We start from the raw sequence: 17,338 nt of genomic DNA, 5'->3' as shown, positions 1-17,338 counted from the left end.
ATCAACTCCGCTATGCTCGACGGGTCGAGAGCTCTCCTGTGCAGCCCAGCCTTATCGTTACGAGCGCCTACTCGAGCAACTGTTCGGGCGTTTGCCAGGAGATTGCGGCGTGGCGAGCTGGCTCTCCCGCGGTCGGCAAGACCAAGGGGTTATCGGTCGACCACGCCGCCTCTCGACACCTAATCTGGCAGATCGCCAAGAGATAAGGGGTTGGGGTGAGGGTACGGACCAAGCGCAGTGCATCAGATTCTAGTATTTCGCTTCAAAAGCGCACGACGAACGTATCAGTTTCGTCATCCGGGCACCTCTCACCTGCCTCCTCGGGCGCATTCCCCAACGGCGAAACAAACGCAGGTGTGGGCGTGATGGGCTCGTTGTCGTTGCTAGTGGGCAGTAGCGCTGCTTCGCCGCCATCTCATCCGCCGCCATCTCCGGAAACCCGCGATCTCATTCGCGGCCATCTCCAGAAACCAGCGGCTCAGGAAAACATCCGTCGCCCGGTTGACCAGGTGGTTGCGCCGCCTCTCCCACCGAAGCGCCCCGTCGACCCTGTTCCATCGCTGCTACAGCACGCTCGGCGCAAAGTGTGCCAAATCCGATACACCGCTCGCGCGGCATTCACTGCGTCCATACAAAGCCCTGACGCCGCAAGGTGCTGCGACGCAACAGCGCGCTGGCACGCGCTGTGCTCTGTCCTCTCGCGGTACCCACCCGTTTGCGCCGCCGTTGCGTGCCTCAAACGCCCGTGGCTGTTCGTTCGATTGGATTGTTCACCGAGAGGGGTAGACGCATATGCACCAATCTTCCTGTCGCAGCATCCGCAGCGGCGCGCTGCTGATGCTCGCGCTGAGCGCCGTGTTATCCGGTTGCAAGAAGGACACGCCGGCCGAAACCGCCGCGCCCGCACCTGCAGCGGCCCCGGCCGCCGCGCCACCCGCCGCTGCCGTGGTGGATACCGATAGCGAATTCACCGCCAACGCCAGCAACGCGGACAACTGGGGTGGCGTCGGTCGCGACTTTGCGCTTACCCGTCACAGCCCGCTGGCCGAAATCAACCGCGACAACGTCAAGAACCTGAAGATGTCGTGGGAAATGAAGACCGACGCCACGCGCGGCCACGAAGGCCAGCCGCTGGTGATCGGCAGCATCATGTACATGGTCAGCGCGTACCCGAACAACGTGTTCGCCATCGACCTGGCGGCGCAGGACGACGGCGGCAAGGTGTTGTGGAAATACACCCCGCAACAGGACGAGCGTTCGGTGGCGGTGGCCTGCTGCGACACCGTCAACCGCGGCGCCTCGTATGCCGATGGCAAGCTGGTGTTCGGCAGCCTGAGCGGCGATGTGATCGCGCTCGATGCCAAGACCGGCAAGGAAGTGTGGAAGCAGAAACTTGCACACCCGGACAAGGGCGAAACCATCACCATGGCGCCGATCATTGCCGACGGCAAAGTGGTGGCCGGCATCAGCGGCAACGAGTTCGGCGTGCTCGGGCGCGTGGCCGCCTACAACCTGTCCGATGGCAAGCAGGCCTGGTCCTGCGATGCGGCCGGTACCGACAAGGCGATCTGCCTGGGTCCGGATTTCAACAAGGCCAATCCGCAGCACGGCCAGCTTGGAGACCTGGGCGTCAAGACCTTCCCCAACGAGGAATGGAAGCGCGGCGGTGGCGCGGCCTGGGGCTGGTACAGCTACGACCCGAAGTTGAAGCTGGTGTACTACGGCACCGGCAATCCGGGTCTGTGGAGCCCGTCGTATCGCTGCGGCAAGACCACGCAGGAGGAGTGCAATAACGGCGAGCACGACAACAAGTGGTCGATGACGCTGTTCGCGCGCAAGATCGATACCGGCGAAGCGGTGTGGGGCTATCAGAAGACCCCGTTCGACCAGTGGGATTACGACGGCATCAACGAGCCGATCCTGGTGGACCTGACCATCGACGGCAAGCAGGTCCCCTCGGTGGTGCAGTTCGATCGCAACGGGTTTGCCTATGTGCTCGATCGCCGCGATGGCACGCTGCTGCGCGCGCATAAATTCGTACCGGCCAACTGGGCCGAGCGCATCGACATGAAGACCGGCCGGCCAGTGAAGGTGGCCGCGCATTCGCCGCTGGAACGCGGCAAGAAAGTGCAGGCGTTCCCGTCGGCGATGGGCGGCAAGGATCAGCAGCCGTGTTCGGTGGACCCGGCCAATTCGGCAGTGTTCTTCTGCGGCACCAACAACTGGCACATGGAGCTGGAACCGCAGGAACGCGGCAACACCATGATGGGCCTGCCGTATGTGTTCGCCAACGTGATGATGAAACCCAATGAGCCCGGTGCGCTGGGCATCGTCAAGGCCTTCGACGTGGTGGAAGGCAAGTCCAAGTGGGAGATCAAGGAGAAGTTCCCGGTGTGGAGCGGCACCCTGGTCACCGATGGCGGACTGGTGTTCTACGGCACGCTGGATGGCTGGTTCCGTGCGGTGGACAAGGACACCGGCAAGAAGTTGTGGGAGATGAAGTTGCCCTCCGGCATCATCGGCAACCCGATCGCCTACAAGGCCAACGGCCACCAGTACGTAGCGGTGTTCTCGGGCATCGGCGGCTGGATCGGTCTGCCGGTGGCGGCAGGTCTTGATCCGTCCGATCCGTACGGCGCGCTGGGTGCTGCCGGGCTGGCGTTCGGCGCCGGCTTCGACAAGATCCCGCTCGGAGGCATGGTGCACACCTTCCGAATCGATGGCGCCGGCAAGACGGTGTCCACCACTGCAACTGCCACTGCGGCCGCGGGTGGCGGCACCGCCAACGCAGCAGCGAAGACGGCACGATGAGATCCACGCAAGGCGTTGGACGCACGCGTCGGCAGAGTCCTGCCGACGTGCGCGGCATGACCCGGCACCTGCGCAAGGTGCTGGTGGTTTGCATCCTCGGACTCGTCGCCGCAGGTTGCACACGCGAGCCGTCTTCACCGACGGCTCGCGCTTCTGATTCCGGTGCGGCGCCCGCAGCGGCGCCTGCATCCACTGCAGCACCCGCCGCCGCGCAAACGCCGGCAAACACGCCACCGCCTGCGCCCGATCCCACGGTGCTGCGCGTATGCGCCGACCCGGGCAACATGCCGTTGTCCAACAAGGCGGGCGAGGGCTTTCAGAACAAGATTGCGCAGGTGGTGGCCGATGCCATGGGCCGTCGCCTGGAATACGAATGGCGCACCTACTACCAGCGCGGGCTGGCGCGCAGCACCATCACTGCCGGCCGCTGCGATCTGCTGATGGATCTCAACAGCGATTTCGAACAGGGCCTGACCACGCGCCCGGTGTACCGCTCGACCTATGTGCTGGTCACGCGCAAGGGCTTGAATCTGGTGCCCACATCGCTGGACGATCCGGCGCTGAAAAAACTGCGGCTGGGCGTGTTTCAGAGCTCACCCGCGCGCCAGGCGCTGTACGAGCACGGCATCATTGGTGAGGTGCAATACCTGTTCTACGACTCGGCCACCGCACCGGAAGAACACCCGGGCAAGCTGGTGGAGCGTGTGGCCGCCAACGAACTGGATGCGGCCGAATCCTGGGGCCCGGTGGCCGGTTACTACGCCGCGCGCAGCAGCCTGGGCGTGGTGCCGTTGAACACCATCGACGATGCGGTGCTGGAATATTCGATGGCGTGGGCGGTATCGCGCAAGAACGCCGCATTGCGCGATGCATTGAACACCGCGCTGCAGGACAACGCGGCAAAGATCGCCGAGATCCTGCAGGGCTATCACGTGCCGCTGGTGCGTTGCAGCGACTGCATCGTGGCCGGCGACCTGCCGTCGCATGGGCCTTACACCACGCCTGCCTCCGCATCGACTACGCCGAGTCCTGCCGCCTCGTCGCAGGAACTGGCGCAGCTGCAGCTGCGCATCGCGGACGGCGCCAACCCCAACCAGGAACTGGCGCATGCGCTGGATGCCGGCGACGCCGTGCGTGCTGCGTGGTTGCTGCGGCACGGCGCCGATGCCAATACGCCCAACCTGCTCGGCGAGCCGCCATTGCATCAGGCCATCCGCAATCAGGAGCCGGATCTGGTCGGCCTGTTGCTGGATGCCGGTGCACGGCTGGATGCGCGCGATGCCAGTGGCTGGACTGCGCTGATGAAAGCCGCGTGGGCCAACGATGCCGATAGCGTGACCCGGCTGGTGGGCAAGCGCGCCCCGGTCGATACGGTGTCCGGCGATGGCTGGAGCGCATTGGATCTGGCGGTCTCGTATGCCGACGCCAGCGTGGTGCAGGCACTGCTGGCCGCGGGGGCGAACGTCAAGCGCGCCAATGCCAAGGGATTTACGCCGGTGATGTTTGCGGTGGCGCGTGACGACCCGGCCATCCTCGACGCGCTGCTCGCGCGCGGCGCCGACGTGGGACATGCAAACCAGGCCGGTGTCACCGCCTTGATGCTGGCCGCAGCGGCCGGGCGCGAGGACGTCGCCAAGCGTCTGCTGGCTGCCGGTGCCGACCCGGCGGCACGCAACCGCGATGGCAAGACCGCCGCGACATTGGCACAGGACCGCGGCGATACCGCGCTGGCTTCGCTCCTCAACGCGGCCAGGCGCCCTGCCAGACGCTGACTGTTTCATCCACCGCGTGCACGGGGTGCGCGGTGTTCCCTCCGATCAGAAAGGTTCGTTCATGCGCAAGTCCACCATGGGTTGTATCGATCGTTCCGTCCGCGCAGCGCTGTGCGGCGTGCTGCTCAGTGCAGTGCTGGCGGCTTGCGGCAAGGAACAAGCGCCGCCGCCTGCTCCGGCGCCGGATGCGGCGGCCCCCGCTGCCGCCGGCGCGCCAGCACCCGCACCTGCATCAACCGCCACAGCACCAGCACCGGCCGCCGCACCGCCGGCAGTGCCTAATCCCGCCGCCGGGCCAGCGCCCGATCCAGCCACCCCGCCCGCGCCGCCGGCCACCGTGGTGCCGATTCCGAAGGGGCCGGAGGTCAAGGTCACCCCGGAGCTGGTGGCCGAAGGCAAAAAGATCTATTTCTCGGCCGGCTGCAATGCCTGCCACGGCGGCACCGGTGGCGGTGGCATGTGCCCGCCGCTGACCAACGATGTGTGGGTGTACGGCAGCGACGACGACACCTTGCGCGCACTGATCAGCGAAGGTACCGCCGCGATGATCACCCATGGCAAGACCCGCATCGGGCATGAGAAGGTCGTCGGGCAGATGCCGCCGTTCGCACCGGTGCTCAAGCCCGGCGATACCGAGAAGCTGCTGGCTTTCATCCATTCGATCAACAAGACTGCAGGCAAGGCGCAATGAGGCCAGGCGCACCTAGAGCGGCCTCCGGCGCCTGGCTGCGCCTGGCGACCATGGGTGCGCTCGGCGCCTTGCTCCTGCTGGCCGGCTGCCAGCGCGATGCGACGGTGACGGCCTCCACGGCGGCGCCCGCAGCCTCCGCGCCGGCACCCGCCACCGATGCAGCGCCGGTGCCCGCATCGCCGCCGGTGTTTGCATATGTGCCCAATCAACGCAGCGGCACGGTGTCGGTGATCGACACTGCCAGCGACACGGTGGTGCGCACGCTCAGTGCGCAGGGCCAGCTCGGCAAGCGCCTGCAGCAGGTGCTGCCCGGCCCGCAGGGGCTGCTGTATCTGATCGATGCCGAACATCACCGGTTGATCGAACTGGACACCGCCAAGGACACCGTTGTGCGCCAGGTGGACATCGGCGAAAACGCCGAAGGAATCGCACGTTCGCCCGATGGCACCCAGTTTGCCGTGTGCGTGGAAGGACAGAACCAGGTGATGCTGATCGATGCGGCGCAGTTCCGCGTGCAGCAGGTCATCGCCACGCGCGGGCAGGCACCGGAACATTGCGCGTATACGCCGGATGGGCAGTGGCTGCTCACCAGCAACGAGGGCTCCAACGACATGGACATGATCGAGCTGGCCACGCACCGGTCGCGCGGCGTGGTTGCCACCAGCGGACATCCGCGCGGGATGGCGTTCGCCCCGGATGGACACAGCGTCTACATCGCGCAGGAAACCGCCAACGTGGTGGATGTGATCGATCTGCAGACCCGCACGCGCCGCGCCAGCCTGCCGGCCGGTGTGCGTACCGCCGGGGTCACCCTCTCGGCTGATGGCGCGCGGCTGTACGCATCCAATGGCGGCGCCGGCACCGTGAGCGTGATCGACACCCGGCAGGGGCGCAGCCTGGCGGAGATTCCGGTCGGCTTGCGGCCCTGGAACCCGGCACTGACACCGGCTGGCGACAAGCTGTATGTGGCCAACGGGCGCTCCAACACGGTGAGCGTGATCGATACCGCCAGTTTGCGCGAACTCAAACAGATCCCTGTCGGCGAACTGCCGTGGGGCGTGGTCATCGCGCGCTGAGCGGCGCCCATGCCGACACGCGCCGGGGAGGCGGGATGAAGACACGCGCTGCGGTGGCCTGGGGTCCGCATCAGCCGCTGACCATCGAAGAAGTGGACCTGCAGCCGCCGCGCCCCGGCGAAGTGCTGGTGCGCCTGGTCGCCACCGGCGTCTGCCATGGCGACGCGCATGCGTTGGCGCACGGGCAGGCAAGCAGCTTCCCGGCGATCCTGGGGCAGGAGGGTGCCGGCATCGTCGAAGACGTCGGCATCGGCGTGACCAGCGTGCGCGTCGGCGATCACGTCATCCCGCTGTACATGCCCGAATGCGGCGTCTGCAAGTTCTGTCGCTCCGGGCGCACCAACCTGTGCCAGGCGATCCGCAGCAGCCAGGAGCGCGGCCTGATGCCCGATGGCAGCAGCCGGTTCTCATTGCATGGGCGCCCAATCCTGCACCACATGGGCACCAGCACGTTTTCCGAATACACCGTGCTGCCGGAGATCGCGGTGGCCCGTATCCACCCGGATGCGCCGTTGGATCAGGTCTGCCTGCTCGGCTGCACGGTCACCACCGGTGTGGGCGCGGTGCTCAACAGCACGCATGTGCGGCCCGGCGACTGCGTGGCGGTGTTCGGGCTGGGCGGGATCGGCTTGTCGGTCATCCAGGGCGCAGTGCTGGCGCAGGCCGGGCGCATCATCGCGGTGGATATCGACCCGGGCAAGTTCGCACTGGCACGCGCGCTGGGCGCCACCGATTGCCTGGACCCGCGCGACTACGGCGCGCCGATCCAGCAGGTGATCGTGGACCTCACCGACGGTGGCGCCGACCATAGTTTCGAATGCGTGGGCGATGTCGGCGCAATGCGCGCGGCGCTGGAGTGCTGCCACAAGGGCTGGGGCGAGAGCGTCATTCTCGGCGTGGCCGACGATGCGCAGGAAATCAGCACCCGCCCATTCCAGCTGGTCACCGGGCGGGTGTGGCGTGGCAGCGCGTTCGGCGGAGTGAAGGGGCGCAGCGAGTTGCCCGGCTATGTGGAGCGTTATCTGCGTGGCGATCTCCAGCTGGCACCGCTGATCACCCGCACGCTCGCATTGGACGACATCAATCAGGCGCTGGCAGATCTGCGCGCGGCGCGCGGCATCAAATCGATCGTGCGGTATTGAAGGAGACGACATGAGATCGACGCATCACTTGCCTGGGTATTGCAGCACACCGCCGTTTTGCACCGCACGCCATGGCTGCGATGCACTGCAACGGCATCGGCTCGCCCACGCATGCGCAGCACTGCTGTGCGCTGGCACGATCGGCGCTGCAATGGCCGACGACACGCCGCAAGTCACCTGGCTGGATCGCATCGAAGTCACCGCCACGCCGATCCCCGGCACCACCATCGACGCGGCGCAGCTGCCGTACATGGTGCAATCGGCGACCACTGCGGAGTTGTCGCGCGGGCGCAGCAACAACCTCGGCGATCTGCTGCAACGCCGCTTTGTCGGCGTGGATGGCAACGATGTACAGGGCAGCGCATTTCAGAACGACCTCACCTTCCATGGCTTTCGCGCATCGGCCTTGCCGGGCGCCTCGCAGGGCGTGTCGGTCTATCTGGATGGCGTGCGCGTCAACGAGCCGTTCGCCGATATCGTCAGCTGGGACATGCTGCCCGAATCGGCCATCACCGCGGTGACCTTGATGCCCGGTTCCAACCCGTTGTTCGGGCCAAACACGCTCGGCGGCGCGGTGGTGTTGTCCACCGCATCCGGCCTCACTGCGCCAGGATTGCAGGGCGAACTGAGCATCGGCAGCGGCGCGCGCAAGCGGCTGGACGCCAGCTACGGCGTGGCCGGCGGCGATGGCTGGCATGGCTTTATCGCAGTGACCGGCTTCGACGAAAACGGCTGGCGCGATGCCTCCGAAGGACGCCTGGGCACGGTGTTCGGCAAGCTCGGCCGGCAAGGCGATGACACCGACTGGAGTCTGTCGCTGCTGCACGGGCGCAGCCGCCTGATCGGCAATGGCCTGCTGCCGGATACGCGCTACACCGATGAAGGGCCAGAGCCCGGGCTGTATCGCGCCGATCGCCGCGCGGTGTATACCTCGCCCGACCTCACCCGCAATCGCAACACGCTGCTGACCGCGCAACTGGATCATCGCTTCGATGCCGACACTGCGGTGCATGCGTTGGCGTACTCGCGGGTGGGGCGGCGCGACACCGTCAACGGCGACATCGGCGAAGACTACGAAGAATTCGTCGAGGAGTGCGCCTCCGGCTACGCCGCCGATGGCAGCGCGCTGGATGCCGATTGCGAGGTGGCGCGCGCCGATGCCGATGCGCTGCATACCGGCGCGCTCAATACCACCCAGATGCGTCAGGAAGCGCAGGGGCTTGCGCTCAACTTGAGCAAGCAGTGGGGCGCGCATGCGCTCAGTGCCGGTGTCACCTTCGACCGCGGGCATGTGCGGTACCGCCAATTCGCCCGCGATGGCTGGGTACAGCCGGACCGCTCGGTGGTGGCCGATCCAGATGCCGAGCGTGCGTTCTTTTCCGGGGTGCGCGGCAGCACCAAGACGCTGGGCGCGTTTGTCGCAGATACCTGGGAGCTGGACGCGGCCACCCATTTCACTGCCGCCCTGCGCTGGAACCGGGTGGTGGTGGACAACATCCTCTCCACCGCCGAAGACGGCGACCGCCCGCGCGAGCGCTTCGTCTACGCCAAGGCCAACCCCTCGCTGGGGCTCACCCATCGGCTGGAGTCCGGCCTCACCGTGTACGGCTCGGTGGCGCAGAACACGCGCGCGCCCACGGCCATCGAACTGGGGTGCGCCGATCCCACCCAGCCGTGCCGGCTGCCGACCGGCTTGCAGGCCGACCCGCGCCTGGAGCAGATCGTCTCGCGGACCTACGAGCTGGGCGCACGCTGGTCGCCATGGGCCGACAGCAACGCGACGGTGTCGGTGTACCGCGCCGACAATCGCGACGACATCCTGTTTTTGCGTGCGCCCGACACGCAGCTGGGTTATTTCGATAACGTGGGCCGTACCCGCTACCAGGGCATCGATGCGGCGCTGCACCTGCGCAGCGGCGACTGGCAGTGGTCTGCGGGATACAGCTATCTGGACGCGAGCTATCGCAGCAGCGGCGAACTGCTGTCCGGCGAACGCGTGATCGCCCTGCGGCCGGGCCTGCGGATCGCCGCTCTACCGCGGCATAACCTCAAGCTTGGCGTGGAATGGCAGCGCGACGCGCTGACGTTGGGCATGGGCCTGCGCGCTGTGTCCGGGCGGGTAGCCAGCGGCAACGAAGACGGCCAGGTCGACAACGCCGAAGACGGCGAAGCGGCTCCCGAGCGCATCGACATCGGCACCGCCGGCTATGCGCTGGTGGATCTACAGGCGCGCTGGCAACTGGGCGAGCGGCTGTCGTTGTTCGCCCGCATCGACAACGTCTTCAACCGCCGCTACGCGACCTACGCAGCCGTGGCCGAAGACGTGTTCCCCGACGGCGAACTGGCGCGCCCGCAGGAAGCGCCGGTGGAAACCGGCCCGGCAAGGTTCCTCGCGCCGGGCGTACCGCGGCAGTATCTGATCGGGTTGCGTTGGGCGTTGTGAGTCTGGGGCGGGGATTGGGGATTAGGGATTCGTAGGTGCGGGCTCCAGTTGCTCGCAGCTTCATCTGGATGGTGCCGAGCTGCACTGGTGGAGGGCGCGGCGTCCTCGTCGCTCGCGGGACACGCCGTGAACCCATCCCTGGCGGCTCGGTGGCGGCATCCGTGCCGCCACACGGTCCCGCAATCTGCGGGGCCACCGCACCAGAGAGTGAATCGGTGGTCGTGTGAAAAGCTGCTTGGAGCGCGTTGCGCATCAGGCGTTGAGCCGGCACGTCATGATCGAACAACGCGCATCAATCGCTCCTGCCGCGCGCACCGACCAGCTCAACTGGTCCTTGCCCGCCCACCGTCGCGGGACCTTACTCGGCATGGATGCCGCGTAAGAGCCTACAAGGACGTACTTGCGGCGTGTCCCGCGATGGTGGGCGGGCAAGGGCCCTGCAACCAAGCCCCAAATCATCCGCTCCACAATCGCGGCATGTACGCATGCTAGATGCCGCACCAAACAACAGCAGCACCCACCTGAGAAGGGAGAAGGAGTTTTCTAATCGCTCCAAGTACCAGCGCTGAGAGACTCCGCCTTGGCTCTGACGAATCCCCAATTCCGAATCCCAAATCCCTGCCTCTCAATTCCCCAATTCCGACTCCCAAATCCCCGCCCCTCGATCACCCGGTATCCAAGCCATGCTTGCGCAACTTGCGATACAGCGTATTGCGGCTGATCCCCAGCGCATCGGCGGTGCGGCTGACATTCCAGCGGTGGCGTTCGAGCTGTTGCTGCAGCACCAGGCGTTCGGCCTGATCCAGTGCGGCGCGGCCGGGCATGTCGTCGGCGGCCACCGCGCGACCATCGACCAGGCAGGGTGCGCTACCGGCATCAACGATTTCCTGCGGCAGGTTGGGCAGGCGGATCACGCCGTTGCTGCACAGCACCGCGGCGGTGCGCAGGACATTACGCAGCTGACGCAGATTGCCGGGCCAGGCGTAGCTGAGCAGTTTGTGCATGGCCTCTTCGCTGATGCGCACGCTGTGCTCTGCGTTTTCTTCGCGCAACAGCGTGCGGATCAGCTCGGCCTTGTCACTACGTTCGCGCAGCGGCGGCAGGTGCAGCACCACGCCGTTGAGGCGGTAATACAGATCCTCGCGAAACTCGCCTGCAGCCACGCGTTGCGCCAGATCGCGGTGGCTGGCGCTGATCACATGCAGTTCCAGCGGCACCGCCCGCTCGCTGCCAAGCGGAGTGACCGATTGTTCTTCCAGCACGCGCAGCAGGCGGCTCTGCAACGGCAACGGCATGTCGCCGATTTCATCCAGAAACAGCGTGCCGCCGCTGGCCTGCAGCAATTTGCCGTGGCGCCCTTCGCGCGCGGCATCGGTGAAGGCGCCGCGCGCGTAACCGAACAATTCGCTTTCGATCAGCGCCTCGGGAATTGCCGCGCAATTGATCGCGACAAACCCGCCGCTGGCCCAGGGCGAGCCGCGATGCACCGCTTTGGCGAATTCTTCCTTACCGGTGCCGGTATCGCCGCGCAGCAGGATCGACACGCGATGCGCGGCCAGTTTCAGTGCATTGGCCAGGTTGTGGCGCATGCGCGAATCCGAGCCGACATGCTCACCTGGCTGCAGTTCGCACTCCGGCGCCACCTGTCCGGCCCCGCCGATCGATGCCGGTGCAACGCGCGCGCGCGGCGGCCGCACCAGCGCATAGAAACGCCGCCCGTGGCACGCACAGCGAATCGACCACAGCGTGCCTGCATCGCTGCCGGCGCGGTGTTCCAGAGTGTCGAAATCCAGCTGCATCACCTGCGAAATGTCGCGGCCCACCAGTTGGCTGCGGTCCAGCTTGCCCAGTTGCTCCAGCACTGCTTCGTTGACCGCCAGCACGCGGCCATCGGCGCCGATGGCGATCAGCGCTTCATGCAGCAACCCGGCAAACTCCGGGCGGCTGTGAAAGCGCAGGATGAACGCGTGACCGAACTGGTTGAGGAAATGCGAACGCGAGATCTGCGCGGCCGACATGCTGACCAGGGCCATGGTATGCCGCTGGATCTGCTTGCTGTCCTGCGCATTGGGGGTGGAGGCATCCAGCACCGCCAGCAGGCCGCCATGCGGGTCCAGGATCGGCGCGCCGCTGCACGACAGTGGCAGGTGCCGGGTCAGGTAATGCTCGCCGCGGTGCACGCTGACCGCGGTGCGTTCGGCCGCGCAGGTACCCAGGCCGTTGGTGCCTTGATGGCACTCGGCCCAGCTGGCGCCGCAGAACAGGCCGGCCTGGCGGAATTCGCGCAGCAGCGTGGAGTCGTGCACGCTGTGCAGCACGGTGGCCTCGGCATCGCCGAAGATCACCGCATAGCCGCTGCCGGCAATCTGCTCGTACAGGTTTTCCATCTCCACCCTGGCGATGCGCAGTACCTCGCCCAGGCGCTGCTGGCGCTCGCGCACATGCAGTGCGTCGTGCACCAGTGGCTCGGGCGTCGCTTCGGGCAGCAGGGCGTAATCGTCCAGGCAGCGCCGCCACGAGCGCGACAGTGGCGCCGCCAGCGGCGCGATGTCGCGCAGCCGCCGGATCTGCCGGAGGGCATCCGGTTCGATCTCCGGCAGGCTGATGGAAGCGGCGGCGACAACGCTTGGCTCTGACATGGGCCAGCGTTCCTTGGTGGGCGCGAGACGCCAGTAGAGACACAAACCGGGCCTCTGCTCAAACTGCATTGCAGCAAACTGCGACGTGCGGCGTGCCGGACAATCTCCTCGGGCTGACTGCCAGGGCGTTGCGGCGCGGTGGCGGCCGCTGCCGCGCGGCGTTTCCAGGACGGCTGACATGCCCTTCTCTTGGCGGTGTGAGAAGGCGAGGGGGCTCGAGGTGCCTGGCTTGCGCGGCAGTGGAGCAAGGGCAGGCTGGGTGGCGTGCGGGCTGGTGCGAGGGTGCCTTCGACGCGTATGTGCCGGCCGGCCGCATCAGAGGTCGCGCGGACCGGCCTCCGCCCCTGCGGGGCACCTTCTCCCGGCGGGAGGGAGAAGGCAATGTGCGATGGACGGCTCGCGCGGGCCCGCGTCACCAAGCCCGGCCGGGCCCGGCATGGCGCAATACAGGCGCAGGTGAGCGTGCGGTGCGCGGCCGAGCTGTCGCACCGGCGCGCTCCGGGCCGCGCTTACAGCGCGTAGCCGAACTGCTGCTTGAACTGGTCGTTGAATTCGGCGAAGTCGAAGCGCTGGTTCTGCGTGCCCGGGTGCTCCACCTTCAGCGCGCCCATCAGGTTGCCCATGCGCCCGATGGTCAGCCAATCGTAGTTGTGCTGGATGCCGTAGATCAGCCCGGCGCGGAACGCATCGCCGCAGCCGGTGGGGTCGACCACGCGGCGTTCGTGTGCCGGCGGGATGTCGTAGGTCTTCTCCGGCGTATGTACCAGCGCGCCCTTCGGCCCCTGGGTGGTGATATAGGCCTGCACGCGCGAGACGATGTCCTTTTCGTCCCAGCCGGTGCGTTCCTGCAACAGGTTGGACTCATAGTCGTTGACCACCACGTACTGGGCCTGCTCGATGAACTGGCGCAGCTCCGGACCGTTGAACAGCGGCATCGCCTGGCCGGGGTCGAAGATGAAGGGGATGCCGCCGGCAGCGAACTCGTCCGCGTTCTGGATCATGCCTTCGCGCCCATCCGGGCCGACCAGGCCCAGGGTCACGCCCGGCACGTCCTTCACGTGATTCTCGTAGCTGCGCATCATCGCGCCCGGATGGAAGGCGGTGATCTGGTTGTTGTCATGGTCGGTGGTGATGAAGGCCTGCGGGGTGAACAGGTCCTCGATGATCTTCACCCGCGACAGGTCGATGCCCAGCGTCTCGAAGTGCTCGCGGTACGGGCCGAAGTCCTGGCCCACCGTGCCCATCGGGATCGGCGCGCCGCCCAGCAGGTGCAGGTTGTAGGCGATGTTGCCGGCGCAGCCGCCGAACTCGCGACGCATGCGCGGGACCAGGAACGACACATTCAGGATGTGCACCTTGTCCGGCAGGATGTGGTTCTTGAACTGGTCCGGAAACACCATGATGGTGTCGTAGGCGAGGGAACCACAGATCAGTGCGGACATCGAATCAGGCCTTTGCGTAGGGAAATACCCGCCAGTTGCCGGGCATGGCAGCGGGACGGCGCGCGCGCCGCGGCGCAAAGGGTAACGGCTGCGACCGATCAGGGCCACAACCGCATGCCATGGCCGGCGTGACCGCCACATGAAAACAGAGGCGAAATCGCCGATTTTTCCTTGCTCACCCCGGGGGGGATTGCTAGGCTAGCCGACTTCGTTTTCTGCCCAAAATTTCGCCACTCTGGCGGCAGGGCGCGCGACTTACCCAGGAACAACTCCCTCGATGTTCAAGAAACTGCGCGGCATGTTCTCCAACGACCTGTCCATCGATCTGGGCACGGCCAATACGCTGATCTACGTGCGCGGGCAGGGCATCGTGCTGAACGAGCCATCGGTGGTCGCGGTGCGTCAGGACCGTGCAATCGGCGGCACGCGCTCGGTGGCTGCGGTCGGCGCGGAGGCCAAGCAGATGCTCGGCCGTACCCCCGGTCACATCACCACCATCCGCCCGATGAAGGATGGCGTCATCGCCGACTTCACCTATACCGAGGCGATGCTGAAGCACTTCATCAAGAAGGTGCACAAGTCGCGCTTCCTGCGCCCCAGCCCGCGCGTGCTGGTGTGCGTTCCGGCCGGTTCCACCCAGGTGGAACGCCGCGCGATCAAGGAATCGGCGGAAGAGGCCGGTGCACGCGATGTGTACCTGATCGAAGAACCGATGGCTGCAGCGATCGGCGCCGGCATGCCGGTGACCGAAGCGCGTGGCTCGATGGTCATCGACATCGGCGGCGGCACCACCGAAGTGGCGGTGATCTCGCTCAACGGCATCGTCTACTCGCAGTCGGTGCGCGTGGGCGGCGACCGCTTCGACGAGTCGATCACCAACTACGTGCGCCGCAACCACGGCATGCTGATCGGTGAAGCCACCGCCGAGCGCATCAAGCTGCAGATCGGTTGCGCCTACCCGCAGGACGAGGTGCAGGAGATGGAAATCTCCGGCCGTAACCTTGCCGAGGGCGTGCCGAAGATGATCAAGATCAACTCCAATGAAGTGCTCGAAGCGCTGCATGAGCCGCTGTCGGGCATCGTTTCCGCGGTGAAGCTGGCGCTGGAGCAGACCCCGCCGGAACTGTGTGCCGACGTGGCCGAGCGCGGCATCGTGCTCACCGGCGGCGGCGCGCTACTGCGCGACCTGGACCGCCTGATCTCCGAGGAAACCGGCCTGCACGTGCAGGTGGCCGACGACCCGCTCACCTGCGTGGCCCGCGGCGGCGGCCGCGCGCTGGAGCTGGTGGACATGCATGGCAACGAGTTCTTCGCGCCGGAGTGATGGAGCCGGGAATGGGGAATCGGGAATGGGGAATCGTGAAAGCATTCCCTGCCTGCGGCCCTGAGCGGTTGCGACGCGATCCGGCCCATGTGAGTTTTCGCCTCAATTTTTTCGGGGACAGCCGACTGCTCCCCGATTCCCCATTCCCGACTCCCCATTCCCGGCCCTGAAAGTGCCCTCCTACGCCGGTCCTCCCGTCGCCTCCCGTCCGGGCGAAGTCACCTCCACGCTGCGGCTGCTGGTCTATCTGGTGCTGGCGGTGGTGCTGATCGCGCTCGATAGCCGCGGCAGCTGGTTGAGCCAGGTGCGGCTGCAGGCCAATCTGCTGATCCAGCCGATCTGGGCGGTGGCCGGGTTGCCGGGGCGGATCGGCTCGCAGGTGCGCGACAACGCCGCCACCCATGCGCAACTGGTGGAAGAAACCCGCGACCTGCGCAATCAGCTGCTGGTCGCCAACGCCCGGCTGACCCGGCTGCAGACCGCCGCGCTGGACAACGCGCAGTTGCGCGAGCTGCTCAACGTGGCCGAGCGCCGCGGCCTGGACGTGCAGCTGGCGCCGATCCTGGACATCGACCTGGACCCCACCCGCCAGCGCCTGCTGCTGGATGCCGGCAGCCGCGATGGCGTGCTGCTGGGCCAGGCGGTGATCGATGCCGGCGGGTTGATGGGTCAGGTGATCGAAGTGACCCCGCTGCATTCGACCGTGCTGCTGCTGACCGACCCCGACCATGCGGTGCCGGTCAGCGTGGCGCGCAACGGCGTGCGCCTGATCGTCTACGGTCGCGGCGACCGCCTGGAACTGCGCGACATCCCGCTCAGCGCCGGCGTGCAGGTGGGCGATGAGATCGTCACCTCCGGCCTGGGCGGCCGCTTCCCGGCCGGCTTCCCGGTCGGCAAGGTCTCCGAACTGCACCCCGACGACACCCACGCCTTCCTGGTCGGCGAACTGACCCCGGCCGCCAAGCTCGACCGCGGCCGTGACGTGTTGCTGCTGCGCGCCGGCAAGCCGTTGCGGGTGGTGCCGGGAATCGGGAATGGGGAGTCGGGAATCGGCAGCAGCAACGGCAGCAGCAACGGCAGTGCCGCGCCCGCCGCCACCACCGCGCCAACGAACGTGCCGTTGACCGCAACGCCACGCACACCGGCGGGTGGAGTTTCCAGCGCGGCGACCGATCCGGCACGCCCGACGGCGGGCGCGGCAGCGGCTGCCGCAACCGGCACCGCTCCGCGCGCTCAGTCCGTGCCGCCATCGGCCACACCTGGCGCGCAGCCTGCGAGCGCCCCGGCATCCAACCGCCCGGCCAGCATGCCCGCCCGTTCTCCTGCATCGAACGAATCCAGCATCCAGAATCCCGATGCCCGCCGGGCTTCACCGCAGGGCTCACGGGCGTCAGGGAGTGCCGCATTCGGAACAGGTAACCGCAGCGCCTCACCGCCGCAGAACACCGCTCCTACCGATTCCCAAATCCCGATTCCCGATTCCCGTCCGGCTCCGCAGGAGACGGACCAATGACCCGCATGCGCAATACCTGGATCCTGCCGGTGAGCATCTTCATCGCGTTGGTGCTGGGCCTGCTGCCGTTGCCGGCGGTGGTGCAGCCGCTGCGCCCATATTGGGTGGCGCTGGTGCTGGCCTACTGGGTGATCGAGGAGCCGGACCGGGTCGGGCTGGGCATCGCCTTCGTGGCCGGCGTGCTGGCCGACCTGCTGTATGGCGGGCTGCTTGGCGAACAGGCGCTGCGGCTGGTGATCATGACCTTCATCCTGCAGCGCTTCCGCGCGCGGATGCGCTTCTTCCCGGTGTCGCAGCAGGCGCTGGCGATCGGTGGGCTGCTGTTGAATGACCGGATCGTCTCTTCGGCGGTGCATCTGGCAGTCGGCGAGCCGACCCTGCCGTGGAGCTACTGGTGGGCGCCGCTGCTGGGCATGGCGCTGTGGCCGCCGCTGTTCGTGCTGCTGGACGCGGTGCGGCTGGGCAAGCGGAGCAAGAAGTAGCCC

Annotated in this window: 11 protein-coding genes; 9 read left to right on the top strand and 2 right to left on the bottom strand. The window is 66.8% G+C overall.

From position 1 onward, the window contains the following. Positions 1 to 792 precede the first annotated feature (792 nt). From A7D17_RS21675 to A7D17_RS21650, 6 genes are all read left to right on the top strand, one after another. A complete protein-coding gene (locus A7D17_RS21675; RefSeq protein ID WP_082862223.1) occupies positions 793 to 2,811 on the top strand; it encodes a methanol/ethanol family PQQ-dependent dehydrogenase in 2,019 nt (672 codons plus the stop codon). After that, positions 2,808 to 4,583 carry a quinoprotein dehydrogenase-associated putative ABC transporter substrate-binding protein gene (locus tag A7D17_RS21670; RefSeq protein WP_064511001.1) on the top strand — a complete coding sequence of 592 codons (1,776 nt, stop codon included), beginning with the start codon at positions 2,808 to 2,810 and terminating at the stop codon, positions 4,581 to 4,583. The genes A7D17_RS21675 and A7D17_RS21670 overlap by 4 nt, the downstream gene beginning before the upstream one ends. A gap of 25 nt (positions 4,584 to 4,608) precedes the next feature. Then, complete coding sequence (locus A7D17_RS21665; RefSeq protein WP_064511000.1) at positions 4,609 to 5,274, top strand: c-type cytochrome; 666 nt, start codon at positions 4,609 to 4,611, stop codon at positions 5,272 to 5,274. Then, the gene (locus tag A7D17_RS21660) at positions 5,271 to 6,350 is read left to right on the top strand and encodes a beta-propeller fold lactonase family protein (protein WP_082862221.1); all 1,080 of its coding nucleotides are present in this window, start codon (positions 5,271 to 5,273) and stop codon (positions 6,348 to 6,350) included. Before A7D17_RS21665 ends, A7D17_RS21660 begins: the two co-directional genes overlap by 4 nt. Positions 6,351 to 6,385: 35 nt before the next feature. After that, the gene (locus A7D17_RS21655) at positions 6,386 to 7,492 is read left to right on the top strand and encodes an S-(hydroxymethyl)glutathione dehydrogenase/class III alcohol dehydrogenase (protein ID WP_064510998.1); all 1,107 of its coding nucleotides are present in this window, start codon (positions 6,386 to 6,388) and stop codon (positions 7,490 to 7,492) included. A gap of 151 nt (positions 7,493 to 7,643) precedes the next feature. Next, entirely contained in the window at positions 7,644 to 9,935 is a 2,292-nt protein-coding gene (locus A7D17_RS21650) for a TonB-dependent receptor (RefSeq protein ID WP_161946570.1), read from the top strand. Positions 9,936 to 10,600: 665 nt separating this feature from the next. Here the strand turns inward: A7D17_RS21650 and A7D17_RS21645 are convergent. Next, positions 10,601 to 12,574 carry a sigma-54-dependent Fis family transcriptional regulator gene (locus tag A7D17_RS21645; protein WP_064510997.1) on the bottom strand — a complete coding sequence of 658 codons (1,974 nt, stop codon included), beginning with the start codon at positions 12,572 to 12,574 and terminating at the stop codon, positions 10,601 to 10,603. A 509-nt stretch (positions 12,575 to 13,083) separates the two neighbouring features. After that, the gene (locus A7D17_RS21640) at positions 13,084 to 14,016 is read right to left on the bottom strand and encodes a carbohydrate kinase family protein (RefSeq protein ID WP_064510996.1); all 933 of its coding nucleotides are present in this window, start codon (positions 14,014 to 14,016) and stop codon (positions 13,084 to 13,086) included. Between the two features lie 277 nt (positions 14,017 to 14,293). Between A7D17_RS21640 and A7D17_RS21635 the strand changes: the two genes are divergently transcribed. The 3 genes from A7D17_RS21635 to mreD all read left to right on the top strand — a co-directional run bounded on the left by A7D17_RS21635 (position 14,294) and on the right by mreD (position 17,335). After that, the gene (locus A7D17_RS21635) at positions 14,294 to 15,340 is read left to right on the top strand and encodes a rod shape-determining protein (protein WP_003482734.1); all 1,047 of its coding nucleotides are present in this window, start codon (positions 14,294 to 14,296) and stop codon (positions 15,338 to 15,340) included. A gap of 172 nt (positions 15,341 to 15,512) precedes the next feature. Continuing rightward, positions 15,513 to 16,853 (top strand): rod shape-determining protein MreC, encoded by a 1,341-nt coding sequence (mreC, locus tag A7D17_RS21630; RefSeq protein ID WP_064510995.1) that lies wholly within the window; start codon positions 15,513 to 15,515, stop codon positions 16,851 to 16,853. Further along, the gene (gene mreD / locus A7D17_RS21625) at positions 16,850 to 17,335 is read left to right on the top strand and encodes a rod shape-determining protein MreD (RefSeq protein ID WP_064510994.1); all 486 of its coding nucleotides are present in this window, start codon (positions 16,850 to 16,852) and stop codon (positions 17,333 to 17,335) included. Before mreC ends, mreD begins: the two co-directional genes overlap by 4 nt. Positions 17,336 to 17,338: the final 3 nt, after the last annotated feature.

Origin of the sequence: Xanthomonas floridensis (assembly GCF_001642575.1) — a bacterium.
GTDB lineage: Bacteria > Pseudomonadota > Gammaproteobacteria > Xanthomonadales > Xanthomonadaceae > Xanthomonas > Xanthomonas floridensis.
The sequence above is the reverse complement of the archived record's forward strand: the minus strand, read 5'-3'. Positions and strand labels throughout refer to the sequence as shown.

Excerpts from the sequence above, each read along its gene's own strand:
- A7D17_RS21675 (WP_082862223.1), top strand. The coding sequence starts at position 793 with ATGCACCAATCTTCCTGTCGCAGCATCCGCAGCGGCGCGCTGCTGATG.
- A7D17_RS21670 (WP_064511001.1), top strand. The coding sequence starts at position 2,808 with ATGAGATCCACGCAAGGCGTTGGACGCACGCGTCGGCAGAGTCCTGCC.
- A7D17_RS21660 (WP_082862221.1), top strand. The coding sequence starts at position 5,271 with ATGAGGCCAGGCGCACCTAGAGCGGCCTCCGGCGCCTGGCTGCGCCTG.
- A7D17_RS21655 (WP_064510998.1), top strand. The coding sequence starts at position 6,386 with ATGAAGACACGCGCTGCGGTGGCCTGGGGTCCGCATCAGCCGCTGACC.
- A7D17_RS21650 (WP_161946570.1), top strand. The coding sequence starts at position 7,644 with ATGGCCGACGACACGCCGCAAGTCACCTGGCTGGATCGCATCGAAGTC.
- A7D17_RS21645 (WP_064510997.1), bottom strand. The coding sequence starts at position 12,574 with ATGTCAGAGCCAAGCGTTGTCGCCGCCGCTTCCATCAGCCTGCCGGAG.
- A7D17_RS21640 (WP_064510996.1), bottom strand. The coding sequence starts at position 14,016 with ATGTCCGCACTGATCTGTGGTTCCCTCGCCTACGACACCATCATGGTG.
- A7D17_RS21635 (WP_003482734.1), top strand. The coding sequence starts at position 14,294 with ATGTTCAAGAAACTGCGCGGCATGTTCTCCAACGACCTGTCCATCGAT.
- mreD (WP_064510994.1), top strand. The coding sequence starts at position 16,850 with ATGACCCGCATGCGCAATACCTGGATCCTGCCGGTGAGCATCTTCATC.